Source organism: Pseudomonas sp. PS01303, assembly GCF_029959385.1.
Taxonomy (GTDB): Bacteria; Pseudomonadota; Gammaproteobacteria; order Pseudomonadales; family Pseudomonadaceae; genus Aquipseudomonas; species Aquipseudomonas rustica.
The window spans coordinates 1-16,394 of sequence record NZ_JASCPK010000061.1 but is presented as its reverse complement, the minus strand read 5'-3'; the positions used below and the strand labels follow the sequence as shown (position 1 = coordinate 16,394).

The window sequence follows — 16,394 nt, the reverse complement described above, 5'->3', positions numbered from 1 at the left end:
GGCACTCCCTTGGCGGTTTGCATCAGAAGCGCCAGATCACGTCGATGAACGCGCGGTGCATGTACGAATCAACCTGCTTGCCGTAGGCATCGCCCGGTTTGAACACACCGCCACGGAAACGCACGAGGGCCGAAGGCTCGTCGATCGATTGGCTCAACGCCGCCGGCAGCAGGCCTTGCTTGAAGTACTTGGTGACGACCAGATCCATCTCCTGACCGAGATCCTTGTTGCCGTCTTCAAGCGGCAGCGAGGTGCTGGAAAGGATCGCGCCGGTGGCGTCGTCGGTGTTGTTTTCCACGGCGTTGATGCCGTTGCTGCCGACTGGTTTGTTGCCGTCGACACGCCAGAACTTGTGGTAGATCAGGCTGGCGTCGTACTCGTCGTTAACCATCCACGAACCGAACAGCGTGGCGGTCTGCATGTTGTTCATTTCGCCACGGAAGGCTTCGCCGAAACGGTGAACCCGCGAGCGCGTACCGGTGTAGTTGGAGCGGTTGCTCTCCAGACCATTCTGTTCGTAATCGGCGCTGGCGCGGGCATACGCACCGCCGACTTGCCATTGCGGATCAAGGCGCAGGCGCACACCGATGTCGGTGGCCCAGCCGTTGACGTCATCGCTGCGCTTGGCTTGTGCCGGGCGGGTGCCATCGGCGTTCAGCGCGTTGACCGTGTCACGGTCGCCGCTCATGCCGGTGATGCTGCCCCAGTAGTTGACGGTGTTGGTGTTGCGCCAGTTGTAGGCGTCGCTGTCGGCGGTCAGGCCGATCCAGCTGATGTCGCCGTTCTCGGTTTTATCCAGCGAGTCGCGCGGGACACCCGGCTCGGCGTAATCGAGTTTGCCGTCGTCGTGGGTATGGTGACCACGAATGCCGACCCACTGGCCCGGCGTCCACTGGTAAGCGGCATCGGCGTAGGCGTGCAGGCGATCTTTGTCTTTCGGCGCCAGCTCTTTCAAGTCGGTGCGGTATTCGCTGAAGCGTTCGGCGACACCGGCGTTGGCGCGCAACAGGGTGGTGTCGAAGGTCCAGTTCAGCGCTTCGATGTTGGTGTCGCGCCATTGGCCGTCGTCATTGCGCAGGCGCTGGCGACCGAACTTGAGCATCTCGCCCGGGTATGGCGTGAGGCCGCTGTAGCCGACCCAGAACTCGCGCATCGCCAGGTAGTTTTTCTTGGTTTTGCGATCGCCGTTGTCGGTGGCTTGTTCACCGTCGGATTGTTGCAGGGTGTCGGTTTCGATGATGTCGGTCGAGGTCACGGCCTGGCCCATGGCGTAGGCGCTCCACGCGCCGCTTTCGCCGTAGATCCACGGACGCAGGTCGAGGCCGACGCCGTTGACGTCGCCGCCGCTGGCGGTGCCGAGGTCGCGGTCGTCTTCGGACTGGCCGGTGACTTTCACTTCGAGGCCGAAATTTTTGGTTTCAGTCATCGCGGCCAGTGTCGGGCAAGACCAGATCAGCGCGAAAGTGAGGCCAATGCCGGCCTTCACGAATGGATTCAACTTCATAATTTTTCCTCGCCGTCTTCTTCTTGCAGGGCGTGCAGTTGCAGCGTGTTCTGGTTCAGAGCGCCACGGCTGGCTTGCTCCTGTTGCAGCAGACGTTGGGCTTCGGCCAGACGCTCGGGCGGCAATTGCGCGGCGAGAGTGGTCGCCAGCTCATCGGCTTGCGGGGTGTTTTGCGCCTTGGCCAGTTGGCTGAAGACGTAGGCGTTGAGCGGGTCGGGCTTGGTGCCCTTGCCTTGGGAGAACAGTTGCGCGATGGCGAAGTCGGCGCTGTTTTGGCCGTTGCGCGCAGCGGTCAGCAAGTGGTCGAGTGCCTTCTGCGGATAGACCTTGCCGAGGTAGCCACGGCGATAGATCTGGCCGAGGTAGTAGTCGGCGGCGACTTCACGGCCAACGGCTTTCTGGAAATGTTCTTCGGCGACTTTGGCGTCGGCCGGGACCATTTTGCCTTCGTAGTAGAGCTTGCCCAGCAACAGCTCAGCGCGCGGCTGGTCGGCGGCGCGGCCGTTGTCGAGGTACTTCATCATCTGGTCGACGTCGCCCAGTTCCGGGTAGTCGTAAAGCAATTGCGCGAGGGTCACCCACGACGCCGGGTAGCCCGGAGCGATCGGCTCAAGCAGCGACTGCGCGGTTTTTTCGTCGGGCTTGCCGAGGGTCGAATCGGCCAATACACGGGCCACGGAATCGACGCGCTGGGCGGTGACGGTGCCACGGCTGTAGCCGGCCTGCATCTGCTTGATCAGCTCGGCTTGCTGTTCTGGCTGGGCACGTTTCTGATAGACCGTGGCCAGTTCGACGTAGCAGATGTCGGTGGTATTGAGCGCGGCTTTGCAGATTTTTTCCACGTCATCCAGGTGCTGGTCGTAGGTGCCTTGGGTGCGATACAGCAGCACTTGGGCCAGACCCGCTTCCGGGTAACCGGATTTGCGCCACTGATCGATCTGCTGCTGAGCGTTGATGTTCGGGAAGCTGTGCGGGTATTGCAGGTACAACATCGCCAGCGGGATCAACGTGTTGCCTTCGCCATTGGCGGCGGCTTTTTTCAGCAGGGTTTCGGCTTCGTGGTGCTCGGCTTCGGTGGAACCCGGTTTGGCGACCAGCAAGCGGCCAAGACGCGCCTGAGCACGCGGCGAAACACTGGCGGCGGCGCGGTAAGTCGCTTCGGCCTGTTTCATTTGCTCAGGGTCGCGGCTGTCGACCTGGATATCGGCGAGGCCGACTTGCGCCTCGCTGTAACCGAGATCGGCCAGTTGCTGATAATTCTGCGCAGCGGTGGCAGTGTCGCCACGCTTGAGCGCTTCGTTGGCCAAACGCTGATCGGGCAGGCCGGCGCAACCGGCGAGACTCACCGCCAGCGCCAAGGCACACACCGTGCCCATGTAGGAGTGAGCCTGCTCGCGATTCAGGCGGCGCGGTACATCAGACACACCGCGCTGATCCAATCGCCGGCAGGCCAGCTCCCACAGGGATCGCGGTGTTTTCAGGATGGGTGGAGTAGTCACAGGCATGTCCTCGACTTAAAGACCGGCAGCCATGGCTTTGTCGATCAGCCAGTTCAGGTTCGGGCCACGGTCGCTGTTCACTTCCACCGGGCGACCGGCGAGGCTGCTGTCGAGCGGCTCGTCAGGTTTGATCTGCACGCGGATGTCGGAGGACAGGTCTTCGCTTTTCAGGCTGGTGCTGCTGACGATCTTGCCGGTGCGGGTCTTGTCTTCGCCGGCGATCTGGAAGCTCACCGGAGTGCCCGGACGCACGTCGCCGAACTGGCGATAGGAGAAGCGCGCATCAACGGTGGCCTGAGTGTTGCGCGGCACCAGTTGGAAGATCACGTCGCCCTTGCTCGCGTATTGACCGTCAGCCACCAGTTGCTGGGCCACGGTGCAATCGCATGGCGAAGTCAGGGTGCCGGTCATTTGTTTGCCGAACAGTTCTTCAACCTTGGCCGGGGACAGTTGATCTTCTTCCAGATGGCCCTTGAGCACGTCGAGCATGCTGGTGCTGAAGGTCGCCAGTGGCGCGCCTTTGGCGGCAACGCCGTCGGACTTGATCAGGCTCTGCACGGTGCCGTCGCGGGGCATGGTGATGTTCATCCCCGGCACGCTGACCAGACCAGCCTGCGCGTGGCTGACGAAGTACATGCCGTACACCGATTTGAAAATGAAGCCCGCCGCGACCAGACCGACGACAAACACACCGGCGCTGAAGGTCACGGCTTTCAGTCGACCGAACGGGGTCATGCCGGAGCCGCCGTCCTTCACTTTGCGCGCCTTGGTGAAGTTGTCGCGCTGCAGCGTTGCCAGCACTTCACCCATGCTGACGATGTCGCCGGCCAGGTGCGAAGTGATCAAGTGGCGCAGGGTGGAAATGTCCTGCGGCTCGAGGTTCTGAAACTGGCAACCGACGCGGCCGGTCTGGCGGTCGTAAGAACGGATCTGCAGTTCCACGTCCATCGCCAGCCCGAGGTTGTCGATGACGAATTGCAGACGCGCCTTGTGCACGTCGCCAGCCTTGAGCGGCAACTGCCCGGCGTTGAACGCCAGACCACCGGCCGACAGGTCGATGACCCGCGCTTCAACCGGTGTCCGGTCGGGGCCGAAAAAGCGCAGTTTGGCCGGGATTTTCACGCGGGCGTGTTGGCGCTGGGCTTCGGATTCATGCACTACGTTGGCGTTGACGGCGGTATTCATAGGGGCGATTTCCTTGTTAATTCAATAGGGGCGGGTCAGACCATCATCAGCAGCACGGCGACGAAAATGCTGCCGGCGGAGAAGGTCATGGTCCGAGACGACCAGGTGTTGAACCAACGTTGAAAGCTGGCGAGATCACGGGTCAGGGATGTGGGTTGGCGCGTCCAGGATTGTTGGTCGAGGCGGAAGAACACGTAGATCTTCACCAGCGCGCCGACGATCTGGTTGTAATAAAGAATCGCGGGATAAGCCGGGCCGATCCGGTGACCGGAGCACGACAGCAGCAGGGTCAGAATCAGGCGGGTGATGCCGATCCACAGCAGGTAAACGAGGATGAACGCGGTGCCGTATTTGAAGCTGGCAATGATCGCCACGGTCAGGCCGAGCAATGACGTCCACATCGATACGCGCTGGTCGAACAGCACCACCGAGGTGAAGGCGCCGAGGCGTTTCACACCCAGACCCAGCGCACGCGAGTTCTGGCGCAGGTTGTTGCCGTACCAGCGGAACATCAGTTTGCGGCTGGCCTTGATGAAGCTCTTTTCCGGCGGATGTTCAACGGTGTTGATCGCCGCGTCAGGCACGTAGAAGGTGTCGTAGCCAAGGCGCATCAGGCTGAACCAGCTCGACTTGTCGTCGCCGGTCAAAAACTTGAAACGGCCCAGACGCCAGTGTTGCAGCGAGTCGCTTTCAACGTCGGCGATGAATTCCGGGTTGGTCACCACAGACGCTTTGAACACCGACATACGCCCGGTCATGGTCAGCACGCGTTTGGACAGAGCCATCGAGCACATGTTGATGTGGCGCTGGGCGAAACGCAGCTTGTGCCATTCGCTCATGATGTAGCCGCCGCGCACTTCGCAGAATTCGTTGGTGGTCAGGCCGCCGACGTTGCCGAACAGCTGGAACCACGGCACGGTCTTGCGCACGGTGCCTTCGCCGAGCACGGTGTCGCCATCGATCACGGCGACCACGGCACGGTCGTCCGGCAGGTGACGGGAGATCGCGCGGAAACCGTAGGCCAGGCCATCACGTTTACCGGTGCCGGGAATGCGCACGAAGTCGAGCTTCACACGCTCTGGCGGATTCATCCGCGCCCACAGCGCCTTGACCAGCAGCTCATCGGACATTTCCACGATCGAGCAAACCACGGTGGTCGGCAGTTCGCAGTCGATGGCTTCGCGGATCACCGAGCTGTAGACCTGCGCTGTGGTCAGCGCGTCGATACGGAAACTGGTGACCATCAGAAACACATGCGACGGATCCGCCGCTTTACCCAGCTTGCGCACTTTACGGCGCAGGTGCGGGTAAACGATGTAGAGGAAAATCATGCCGCGCACAAAGTGCGTTGCACCCATCGAGTAGCGCCAGATACCCACGGCGCCAATCAGGAAAATGAAGTCCTTCGACTCGGAGTCGAACGTGGACGTGGGCAGCATCAAGGCCAGGCCCATCAGCAGACTGAGATAAAAAAGCCAGCCGGCGGATTGCAGAAAAAAATGTTTGAGCTTGCTCATCAGCGTCATCCGAAGGTGATGGAGGCTTCAAGCCGCAAGCGTGGTGCTTTTGCTTGCGGCTTGAAGCTTGAGGCTTGCTGCTGCCTTACCAGCAAATGCCTTCGGTACGGGTGCCAGCGTCGGTGGCCTTGGCCATGAAGCCGACCAGGTCGATGACCTGTTTGCCATGCGGCGCTTGTTGCGCCAGCGCACGGAATTTCTCGTCACGGTTGCCGAGGATGATCACGTCGGAGTTGTCGATCACCGAATCGAAGTCCGCGTTGAGCAGGGACGATACGTGCGGGATTTTCGACTCGATGTAGTCTTTGTTCGCGCCATGAACACGGGCGTACTCGACGTTGCTGTCGTAGATGCTCAGGTCGTAACCCTTGCCGATCAGCATCTCGGCCAGCTCGACCAGCGGGCTTTCGCGCAGGTCGTCGGTGCCGGCCTTGAAGCTCAAGCCGAGCAGGGCGACTTTGCGTTTGTCGTGGCTTTCAACGATGTCGAAGGCGTTCTGCACTTGCGATTCGTTACTGCGCATCAGCGAGTTGAGCAGCGGCGCTTCGACGTCCAGGGAACCGGCGCGGTAGGTCAGGGCGCGCACGTCTTTCGGCAGGCACGAACCGCCGAAGGCGAAGCCCGGGCGCATGTAGTACTGGGACAGGTTGAGGGTCTTGTCCTGGCAGACCACTTCCATCACTTCACGGCCATCGACGCCGACCGCTTTGGCGATGTTGCCGATCTCGTTGGCGAAGGTCACTTTGGTCGCGTGCCAGACGTTGCAGGTGTACTTGATCATCTCGGCGACAGCGATGTCCTTGCGGATGATCGGTGCGTCGAGTTCTTCGTACAGCGATTGCAGAACGTCGCCCGAAGCCTTGTCGAATTCGCCGATGACGGTCATCGGTGGCAGGTCGTAGTCGGCGATGGCGGTGGATTCACGCAGGAACTCAGGGTTGACCGCAACGCCGAAGTCGACGCCAGCCTTTTTGCCGGAGCAGTCTTCGAGAATCGGGATCACCACGTTGGCAACAGTGCCCGGCAATACGGTGCTGCGTACAACGATGGTGTGGCGGGTGGTTTTTTCACGCAGAACAAAACCGATCTCGCGGCACACCGCTTCGATGTAGTTCAGTTCGAGGTCGCCGTTCTTCTTGCTCGGCGTACCGACGCAGATCATCGACAGGTCAGTGTCACGAATCGCTTCGGCGAAGTTGGTCGTGCCACGCAGACGACCGGTCTGGATACCCTGTTGCAGAAGTTCGCCCAGGCCCGGTTCAACAATGGGGGATTTGCCAGCGTTGATCATGTCGATCTTGTCTTTGGCAACATCGACGCCAACCACGTCATGGCCACGTGCAGACAGGCAACCGGCACATACTGCGCCAACGTAACCCAAACCAAATATGCTGATGCGCATCGCAATTACCTCTGTATATATCAGGCCTTAGAAGGCCGGAGTTAATGGTGTTCAGCGTTCACTAGTGCACTCGAAAGTGCGGCTTACAGGCGCCACAATGCCGTGTGCAGGCATACAAAGTTCCGAGTGTCTAAATAAGTGCACTCAAGATGTGCGCAACCAGGCCTTATAGTTATGACTTGCCCTGTTATGCAGCGGATCTTCTTTCTGGAAGACTCTGGTGCATTCGTCTTGCGCGCTCGATGTCAGGCGAGAAGCCCGTAGATCAAGCGGTCTGGTGCTCAGGCGAGCACGTTTATAGGGGCGCGGCCATGGCCTTGCAGGGGATATTAATGCTGCGTATCTCCTGTCCTTCGTTTGTTTTGAGACTAGTTAGTCATCTAGGCAAGTTGCTGTGACAACTTGGTTACATGGCTATCTGCTCCGCGTAAGTTATCTCGTACAAACTCGGCGAGAATCGTTACCGGTGGTATGAACTACGCATTTGGACATAGTTCCAGTCCGCTCATCGCGCCATCTGAAATTTTTTGAAATATTGGCAAAGATGGCACTGGTCTCAATTTGATAGCACTTTCCGTTTCGCCCTTTATTGATAGGGGCATAATCGCGCTAGATAGTTTTGTGCCACTACTGTGAAAAAAGTTAGGTGCCACTACTGAAAAAAATGATCAGTGTCGAGTGAAACTAAAATTAGAAAAGACAGGGATTGTTTTTTGGCGCCATAAAAATGGCGAAACAAGGCGGGGAATTTTTGACAGCGTGCAGGCTGCACGACTCTTGATAGAAAGAGTCGTGCAATAGGCATGCTTTATTCGGGGGCGTGGTCGCGCAGAAAGACCAGATTGTCGGGTTTCGATTGTTCGGCGCTGTAGCGATAACCCTGCACATCGAACTGCTTGAGCTGGGCCGGATCGTTGATCTTTTCCTGAATCACAAAGCGGCTCATCAGGCCACGCGCTTTCTTCGCGTAGAAACTGATGATCTTGTACTGGCCGTTCTTCTGATCCTTGAACTCGGTGTTGATGATCCGCGCGTTCAGGGCGGTGCGTTTGACGGCCGAGAAGTATTCGTTGGACGCCAGGTTGAGCAGCACGTCGTCGCCCTGATCGGCCAGCGCTTCATTCAGCCATTCGCTGATGCGCGTGCCCCAGAAGGCGTAAAGGTCTTTGCCACGGGCGTTGGCCAGTTTGGTGCCCATTTCCAGGCGATACGGTTGCATCAGGTCGAGCGGGCGCAGCAGGCCATAAAGGCCGGAGAGCATGCGCAGGTACTTTTGCGCGTAATCGAAATCGGCTTCGCTGAAAGATTGCGCGTCGAGGCCGGTATAGACGTCGCCCTTGAAGGCGAGCAGCGCCTGCTTGGCGTTCTCCGGGGTGAACGCGGGCGTCCAGCTGCCGAAACGCGCGGCGTTGAGGCCGCCGATCTTGTCGGACACGTGCATCAGTTCGCTGATCTGCGCCGGGGTCAGCTCGCGCAATTGCTGGATCAGTTCCTGGGAATGGTCAAGGTATTGCGGCTGGGTGAAGCGCTGGGTCGCCGGCGGTGTTTCGTAATCGAGGGTCTTGGCGGGGGAAATCACCATCAGCATGAAGTCGTCTCCTTTAATCGTGGGGGCGATTCTAGGGGGTTGTCCGAGTTGACTCCAGCTATGAGCGTGATAGGTGATCGACGGCTTGGCGATGATCGTTCCCACGCTCTGCGTGGGAATGCCGCCTGTGACGCTCCGCGTCACCGTCGAGCTGGACGCGGAGCGTCCGGGGAGGCGTTACCACGCAGAGCGTGGGAACGATCATCGCAATGATTCAATGGAGGTACAGGTAGGAGCTGCCGAAGGCTGCGATCTTTTGATCTTTCTTTTGATCCACCCGCGATATAGTGCCGCGCGGGTTTTGTTATGGAGACGCCCCTTTGCGCATTGTTCTTTTATTCACCGCGTGGCTGTTGAGCTTCGGTGCCGCTGCGGCGCCGGGCGATGTGGCGACGCTGGATCGCAGCACCTGGCCGGAGCAGCTCAGCAGCCCGACGCTGTTCGACGTCGCCTCGCGTGCCGAAATCCTCATGTTCGCCCGTGGCCTGCTCGGCACCGAAGCGCTGGACGAAACCGCGCTGGCCCAGCGCCTCGGCCTGCGCACGGTGAATATCGACGCGGTCAACAGCCTGCGTCAGCGCCTCTGGCAGCGCCTGTTGGCCAACTACAACTACGCCCAGCAAAGCTGTGATCAGGACGCCTCGTTCTGCTTCCTCGTCGAAGACCTGCCGACCCTGCGCGAGCAAGCCGCCAAATTCGTCGTCAGCGATGACAGCTATTACACCAAGTGGGCCGAGCCGAGCCGGATCTTTCATGTGCAGTATCTCGATGAACTGATGCGCAAGGCCGCGCTGTTTCCGCAGACCAGCAGCGAAGTCGATCGTTTCGGCGACTACGAGCGCAACGGCGACGAGATGCACGACCGGCTGTTTCTGCTGACTTTCGACAGCGCCGCGAATCTGCAACCGGACAATACCGACTGGCTCACCGGCTACCTGCGCAAAGCCAATCTGAGCGGCACGTTCTTTGTGTTGGGCAAGGATATTCAGGCACGCCTGAGCGATCGGTCGGTGAGCAGCCTGCAAACCGAGTTCTCCAGACAGTGCGTCGGCGTGCAGGGCTGGGAGTTCCGCTCCCACAGCCACTGGCAGGACTGGCAGGATTCCGTGCGGCGCAGCGCCGATCTGGTGAAGAACAAACTGCCGGAAAACTACGTACCGCTGTTCCGTCCGCCGGACGGCCAGCGCCGCGGTGATGCGCAAGGTTTCTTCAACACTCAGGGCCTGCAAGTGGCGCTGTGGGACATTGATGCTCAGGACGGTGCCGGCAAACTCAAGGGCACGCCGAGCGCGCAACGGGTGCTGACCCTGATGCTGTTGTGGCGTCACGGGGTGATCAATTTCAATATGAAACAGGACGCGGTGAAGACCTCGTTGCCGTGGCTGATCACGCAAACCGCGCAGAGCGGCATCGGTTGGGAAGACTGTCAGGACGCGTTTCGCTGAGAAACGCTAAAAGCCCGGAAACATTGGGCTTGGGGTGATTTTTTCAGAGAATTTGCTGCAGGTGGACTTCCGACTCTAACGGTGTCGACGGAGTCCGCCAAGGGCTTTTCGTCACTTTGCAAAATAAACTTAAAAAAACCGTCAAAGTACTTTTTTATGTCATCGGTTTTGGAGTATTACGAAGACAGACCGCCGAAACCTGCAACACAGGTGGCGTCTTCCAAGACCCGTTTGTTTGCAGTCACTTGAATCTCCGCAGGTGAGATTTCGGCAGTCACTTCGAGGCGCAGCACCGCTCAGGTATTGCGTCTACTGGCTCTGACATAGGTGACCGAGTATGGATGATCACGGACGTAGCCCTTCCTCCAACCAGCCAATCCTGTATGTACTCGATACCAACGTATTGATTCACGATCCAAACGCCCTGCTGAATTTCGAAGAACACCACGTCGCGATCCCGATGACCGTGCTTGAAGAGCTGGACAAGCTCAAGAGCGGGCATCACAGCGTGGCCGCTGAATGCCGACAGGCCATCCGGCTGATCGACAAAACCCTGGGCGATGCGTCCCCGGAAGATGTCGAACTGGGTGTGCCGATCCAGCGCGGCAAGGGCGGGCCGAAGGGCTTGCTGTCAATTCTGATGAGCAAGCAGGCCGAATCGAACCTGATTCTGCCCGAGCATCTGAACGACAACAAAATCATCAACCAACTGATCGACCTGCACACCCGCGACCCGAAAAAACCGGTGGTGCTGGTCACCAAAGACATCAACATGCGCCTCAAGGCGCGTGCCTGCGGTATCGCCTCCGAGGACTACAGCACCGACCAACTGGTCGACGACGTGTCCCTGTTGCCGAACGGCTACCACAACATGACCGGCTCCTTCTGGGACCGCGTGAGCAAGGTCGAAACCCGTCAGGATCACGGCCGCACCTGGCACCAGGTACAACTGATCGACAACCTGCCGGCCGTGCACATCAACGAGTTCATCATTGATGAACAGGGCTTCGTCGGCTGGATCAAGGAGATTGAAGAAGACCGCCTGCTGATTCTCGACCTGCACCAGGAACCGTTGCTGCACCAGGAAGCGTGGGGGCTGAAACCGCGCGACATCTATCAAAGTCTGGCGCTGTACGCGCTGCTCGACCCGGACATTCATCTGGTCAACCTGTCGGGTGCGGCAGGCTCCGGTAAAACCATTCTGGCGCTGGCCGCTGCGATCGAGCAGACCATGGTCAGCAAGCGTTATCGTCGCATCATCGCCACTCGCAGTGTGCAGGGCCTGGATCAGGAAATCGGCTTCCTACCCGGCACCGAAGCGGAAAAAATGGAGCCTTGGCTGGGCGCCATCACCGACAACCTCGAAGCCTTGCACATGGATGACGAAAACACCCATGGCAGCGTCGACTACATCCTCAGCAAAGTGCCGCTGCAGTTCAAATCGCTCAACTACATTCGTGGTCGCAGCTTCCAGCAGAGCCTGATCCTGATCGACGAATGCCAAAACCTCACACCGCACCAGATGAAAACCATCATCACCCGTGCCGGCGCCGGTTCGAAAGTGGTGTGCCTGGGCAACCTCGCACAGATCGACACCCCTTACCTGTCCGCGACCAGCTCCGGGCTGACCTACCTGACCGAACGCTTCAAGGATTTCCCGAACGGTGTGCACATCACCCTGCAAGGGGTGCCTCGCTCGATCCTGGCTGAATACGCCGAAACCCACCTGTAACTGCATCACAACCAAAACCGGGCGGCCCCAAAACCGCCCGGTTTTTTATGGCCACCACCAATCCCGTAGGAGCAAGGCTTGCCCGCGAAGAGGGAGTGTCAGTCGGCCATTATTCACCTGACATATCCCTTTCGCGGGCAAGCCTTGCTCCTACAAAGGATTTGCGGGGTGACGGTAATCTCACTCGCAGAAATTTGACCCGCAGGTTTACAATCCCCGCTCCTGATCAGGAGTAATCCCGTGCTGACTCATCTCGATTCCCAAGGTCGCGCCAACATGGTCGACGTCACCGAAAAAGCCGTGACGTTCCGTGAAGCGACGGCCCAAGCGCTGGTGCGCATGCTCCCCGAAACGCTGCAGATGATCGTCAGCGGCGGCCATCCTAAGGGTGACGTGTTTGCCGTGGCGCGCATTGCCGGCATTCAAGCGGCGAAGAAAACCAGCGATCTGATTCCCCTGTGCCACCCGCTGATGCTTACCGGCGTCAAAGTCGAACTCAGCGCTGACGGCGCAGACACCGTGCGCATCGTCGCCCGTTGCAAACTGTCCGGGCAGACCGGCGTCGAGATGGAAGCACTGACCGCCGCCAGCGTCGCCGCCCTGACCATCTACGACATGTGCAAAGCCGTCGATCGCGGCATGACCATTGAAAGCGTGCGTCTGCTGGAGAAGGTCGGCGGCAAGAGCGGGCACTTTCAAGCGGAGCAGCCATGAACCTGACCGTGAGGTTTTTTGCCCGTTACCGTGAAGCGCTGGGCGTGGATTCGCTGAAGATTGAAGGCGATTTCGCCACCGTCGATGACGTGCGTGCATTGCTTGCGCAACGGGATGGCGCTGAAGTTCTGAGCGAGCAGAACCTGATGTGCGCACGCAACGAAGACCTCTGCCAGCTCGACGAGCCGGTGGTCGATGGCGACGAAGTGGCGTTTTTCCCCACCGTGACCGGAGGCTGAGCCATGGCGATTCGTGTGCAGGCCACGCCGTTCGACCCGGGCGCTGAAGTCAACGCGATGCACGCGGCCAACGTCGGTGTTGGCGCGGTGGTGAGTTTTGTCGGCTACGTGCGCGACTTCAACGATGGACTGGATGTGGCGGGGATGTTCCTAGAACACTATCCGGGCATGACCGAAAAAGCCCTCGGAAAAATCGCCGTCGAAGCCGAGCAGCGCTGGCCGCTGCTGAAACTGGAGGTGCTGCATCGCATCGGCGCGCTCGAGCCGGGCGAGCCGATCGTGTTCGTCGGCGCCGCCAGTGCCCATCGTCAGGCCGCATTCGATGCCTGCGCTTTTGTCATGGACTACTTGAAAACCCGTGCACCGTTCTGGAAGAAAGAAAACACCAGCGACGGCCCGCGTTGGGTTGAAGGGCGGGACAGTGATCATGCGGCGGCGGATCGCTGGAAAAAGTAATTCCTCTAGCGCCTTTAAATCCGCTATCGCGAGCAGGCTCACTCCTACAGTTGGAATGCGTTCCCCCTGTAGGAGTGAGCCTGCTCGCGATGACGTCATCTGCAACACCAAAAACCTCTCTCTCTGCCCGATTGACTGGCTATACATATAAGTCCAATATGGATTTATAAGTACAAAAAACATCTCCCTCCGATTCAGCTCTTTCTTGCCAAACCAACAACAACCCGCGAGAGAACGAACATGAAGAAACTCCCCCTCATCACCGGTCTGGCCCTCAGCCTGTTGTCCTGCGCCAGCGTGTTCGCCGCCGAGCAAACCCTGCGCATCGGCATCGAAGCCGCTTACCCGCCATTCGCCTCGAAAACCGACAAGGGCGAGATCGTCGGCTTCGACTACGACATCGGCAACGCCCTGTGCGCGCAGATGAAGGTCAAGTGCGTGTGGGTCGAAGGTGAGTTCGACGGTCTGATTCCTTCGCTGAAAGTGAAGAAGATCGACATGGCGCTGTCGTCGATGACCATCAACGAAGACCGCAAGAAGTCGGTGGATTTCACCCACAAGTATTACTTCACTTCGTCGCGCCTGGTGATGAAGGAAGGCGCCAGCGTTGATGATCAGTACGCCAGCCTCAAGGGCAAGAACGTTGGCGTGCAGCGTGCGACCACCACTGATCGTTACGCCACCGAGGTGTTCGAACCGAAGGGCATCAACGTCAAGCGCTACAGCAACAACGAAGAGATTTACATGGATCTGGCGGCGGGGCGGCTGGATGCGATTTTCGCTGACACCATTCCGCTGAATGACTTTTTGACGATGCCGCGCGGCAAGGGCTATGCGTTTGTCGGGCCTGAGTTGAAGGATCCGAAGTACGTCGGCGAGGGCGCGGGGATTGCGGTGCGCAAGGGCAATGCGGAACTGGTCAGCCAGTTGAATGGCGCGATTGATGGTATTCGCGCGAGTGGCGAGTATCAGAAGATTTCCGAGAAGTATTTCAAGTCCGACATTTACGGCGACTGATAGTCCGCTTTCGCGAGCAGGCTCACTCCTACATTTGGAATGCGTTCCCCTTGTAGGAGTGAGCCTGCTCGCGATGGCGTCAGAGAAATCACCGCAAATCTCTAGCCCTTCATTTCCTTCAAATGCTTGTACACCGTCGCCCGCCCCATGTTCAGCACATTGGCCACGTAGTTCGAGGCGCTCTTGCCCTTGAACGCGCCCTCGGCGTGCAGCGCCAGCACCAGTTCGCGTTTGTGATCGCGGGTCAGCACATTCAGGCTCAACTGCCGCTCGCGCAGCCAGGCGTGGAGGAAGGTGTTGATGCGTTCCTGCCAGTCATCGCGAAACAGTGAATCCGGCTGCGGGATCAGTTTGCTCGGCGACAGGAACAGATCCAGCGCCGCCTTGGCATTCTCGAACAGCGAAATATTCAGATTGATGCACAGCACCGCCAACGGCAAACCTTCGCTGTCGCGCAGGACGCTGCTCAGGCTGCGAATCTTCTGACCGTCCCAGTTGAGCTTTTCGTACGGGCCAATGTTCCTGTCGCTGACGTCCTCGCTGAGCATGTCTTCCAGCGATGAGTCGTCACCAATCTCGCGTTTCGACAGGTTGTTGGCGATGTAATCGACCTTCTGCGTGCGCAGGTCGTGCAGCACCACTTCGGCGTGCGGAAAGAACAGCGTGGCGATGGCGTCGGCGATGGCGCGGAAGTTATCCAGCGCCGGATCGAATTCGGGGGCGGTCATGACAGTGGAGCTCCAGGCAGCGTCAGCGCCCCCGTGAACAGGAGGCGCTGCGAGTGTGCCGCAATCCGTTGAGCGAGTCATCCTGACGGGCATTCAAGCGAGGCGGGCAGGGGAGAGCATGGCGCTGGTCAGGCCGAAGTTGCGCAAGTGCTCGGGCAGAGGTTCGCCACGAACCAGCGCCGCGCTGGCCTGGCCCATCGCCGGTGAAGTCTGAATGCCGTAACCACCCTGCGCCGCGACCCAGAACAGCCCTGGCACCTGCGGATCGAAACCGCTAAGCAAATCACCGTCGGCGACGAAACTGCGCAGGCCGGCCCAGGTGCGGGTCGGGCGGCGGATGGTCAGCGTGGTGGCTTCTTCGATCTGGTAAATGCCCATGGCAATGTCCAGTTCTTCCGGTTGCACGTCGTGGGGTTCGACCGGATCGGCGTTGGCCGGTGAGCCGAGGAACATGCCGGCATCGGGTTTCATATAGAAGGATTCGTCGAGGCTGACCAGCATCGGCCAGTGATGAATGTCGACGCCTTCGGGGCCGGCAAAGATAAAGGCGGCGCGGCGTTTCGGTTGCAGGCCCAGCGGCTTGGCGCCGGCCAGTGCGCCGATCTTGTCAGCCCAGGCGCCGGCGGCGTTGATGATCACTGGCGCGCTAAAGTTCTGGCCGTTGGTTTGTACGTGCCAGAGGCCGTCGGCGTCGCGGCTCAGGCCGAGCACTTCGCAGTCGGTATGCACTTCGCCGTGGTTGCGACGGATGCCGCGCAGGTAGCCCTGATGCAGGGCATCGGTGTCGATGTCGCTGGCGCTCGGGTCGTAGATCGCGCCGTGGACTTTTTCCCGACGCAGGATTGGCAGGCGCGCGCAGGCTTCGTCGGCAGTGAGCAGTTGCATCTCAGGCACGGTGGCTTTGGCGCTGAGGTATTGGTTGTTGAGTTCGGCGTTGTCACCGGTGAAGTCCACGGTCATTTCGCCACGTGGGGTCAGCAGTGGGTGTTCGCAGAAACCGCTGGGTGGATTATCGAAGAATGCGCGGCTGGCTTGGGTCAGGGCGCGGACTTGCGGCGTACCGTAGGCAGCGGTGAACAGTGCGGCGGAGCGTCCGGTGGAGTGATAGGCCGGGTGCGACTCACGTTCGAGCACGATGACTTTAGCCTGCGGCGACAGCCAGAACCCGGTGGAAGCGCCGGCAATCCCGCCGCCGATGATGATGAAATCTGCCTGGCTCATGAAAAACTCCAAAGCTATCGTGGCTCTCTGGGATCTGCCATTGGCAACTCCCCAATCAGAATGCGATCCCTGTAGGAGCTGCCGAAGGCTGCGATCTTTTGATCTTGTTTTTTTCAGGATCAAGATCAAAAGATCGCAGCCTTCGGC

The 16,394-nt window shown here is 59.4% G+C and carries 14 protein-coding genes; 6 read left to right on the top strand and 8 right to left on the bottom strand.

Annotated elements, in window-relative coordinates; all coding sequences use genetic code 11:
- Nucleotides 1–22: 22 nt before the first annotated feature.
- The 6 genes from QMX93_RS17225 to yaaA all read right to left on the bottom strand — a co-directional run bounded on the left by QMX93_RS17225 (nt 23) and on the right by yaaA (nt 8,695).
- Nucleotides 23–1,504, bottom strand: a complete 1,482-nt coding sequence (locus tag QMX93_RS17225; RefSeq protein WP_159812214.1) for an alginate export family protein — start codon at nt 1,502–1,504, stop codon at nt 23–25.
- Nucleotides 1,501–3,009, bottom strand: a complete 1,509-nt coding sequence (gene algK / locus QMX93_RS17220; protein ID WP_276514715.1) for an alginate biosynthesis TPR repeat lipoprotein AlgK — start codon at nt 3,007–3,009, stop codon at nt 1,501–1,503. Before algK ends, QMX93_RS17225 begins: the two co-directional genes overlap by 4 nt.
- A gap of 9 nt (nt 3,010–3,018) precedes the next feature.
- Complete coding sequence (locus tag QMX93_RS17215; protein WP_282357288.1) at nt 3,019–4,188, bottom strand: alginate biosynthesis protein Alg44; 1,170 nt, start codon at nt 4,186–4,188, stop codon at nt 3,019–3,021.
- Between the two features lie 35 nt (nt 4,189–4,223).
- Complete coding sequence (gene alg8, locus QMX93_RS17210) at nt 4,224–5,705, bottom strand: mannuronan synthase (protein ID WP_282357287.1); 1,482 nt, start codon at nt 5,703–5,705, stop codon at nt 4,224–4,226.
- Nucleotides 5,706–5,790: 85 nt separating this feature from the next.
- Nucleotides 5,791–7,107 carry a UDP-glucose/GDP-mannose dehydrogenase family protein gene (locus QMX93_RS17205; RefSeq protein ID WP_008087506.1) on the bottom strand — a complete coding sequence of 439 codons (1,317 nt, stop codon included), beginning with the start codon at nt 7,105–7,107 and terminating at the stop codon, nt 5,791–5,793.
- 808 nt (nt 7,108–7,915) lie between these two features.
- On the bottom strand, nt 7,916–8,695 hold the full coding sequence (gene yaaA / locus QMX93_RS17200) for a peroxide stress protein YaaA (protein ID WP_282357282.1): 780 nt from the start codon (nt 8,693–8,695) through the stop codon (nt 7,916–7,918).
- A 320-nt stretch (nt 8,696–9,015) separates the two neighbouring features.
- On the opposite strand from yaaA, the gene QMX93_RS17195 reads away from it, so the two are divergent.
- From QMX93_RS17195 to QMX93_RS17170, 6 genes are all read left to right on the top strand, one after another.
- Nucleotides 9,016–10,140, top strand: coding sequence for a polysaccharide deacetylase family protein (locus QMX93_RS17195; protein WP_282357280.1), 1,125 nt, complete (start codon nt 9,016–9,018; stop codon nt 10,138–10,140).
- A gap of 337 nt (nt 10,141–10,477) precedes the next feature.
- Nucleotides 10,478–11,872 carry a PhoH family protein gene (locus QMX93_RS17190; RefSeq protein WP_053117311.1) on the top strand — a complete coding sequence of 465 codons (1,395 nt, stop codon included), beginning with the start codon at nt 10,478–10,480 and terminating at the stop codon, nt 11,870–11,872.
- Nucleotides 11,873–12,112: 240 nt separating this feature from the next.
- Nucleotides 12,113–12,586, top strand: coding sequence for a cyclic pyranopterin monophosphate synthase MoaC (gene moaC / locus QMX93_RS17185; protein WP_212544017.1), 474 nt, complete (start codon nt 12,113–12,115; stop codon nt 12,584–12,586).
- The gene (gene moaD, locus QMX93_RS17180; protein ID WP_282357278.1) at nt 12,583–12,825 is read left to right on the top strand and encodes a molybdopterin converting factor subunit 1; all 243 of its coding nucleotides are present in this window, start codon (nt 12,583–12,585) and stop codon (nt 12,823–12,825) included. The genes moaC and moaD overlap by 4 nt, the downstream gene beginning before the upstream one ends.
- A gap of 3 nt (nt 12,826–12,828) precedes the next feature.
- Nucleotides 12,829–13,281: a molybdopterin synthase catalytic subunit MoaE gene (moaE, locus tag QMX93_RS17175; protein ID WP_016771590.1), complete on the top strand. Its 453-nt coding sequence runs from the start codon at nt 12,829–12,831 to the stop codon at nt 13,279–13,281.
- A 240-nt stretch (nt 13,282–13,521) separates the two neighbouring features.
- Complete coding sequence (locus QMX93_RS17170) at nt 13,522–14,298, top strand: ABC transporter substrate-binding protein (protein WP_282357276.1); 777 nt, start codon at nt 13,522–13,524, stop codon at nt 14,296–14,298.
- Between the two features lie 101 nt (nt 14,299–14,399).
- Here QMX93_RS17170 and QMX93_RS17165 read toward each other — a convergent pair whose 3' ends face one another.
- Nucleotides 14,400–15,026, bottom strand: a complete 627-nt coding sequence (locus tag QMX93_RS17165) for a PAS domain-containing protein (protein ID WP_064393297.1) — start codon at nt 15,024–15,026, stop codon at nt 14,400–14,402.
- 93 nt (nt 15,027–15,119) lie between these two features.
- Nucleotides 15,120–16,247 (bottom strand): FAD-binding oxidoreductase, encoded by a 1,128-nt coding sequence (locus tag QMX93_RS17160; RefSeq protein ID WP_282357270.1) that lies wholly within the window; start codon nt 16,245–16,247, stop codon nt 15,120–15,122.
- Between the last annotated feature and the right edge of the window lie 147 nt (nt 16,248–16,394).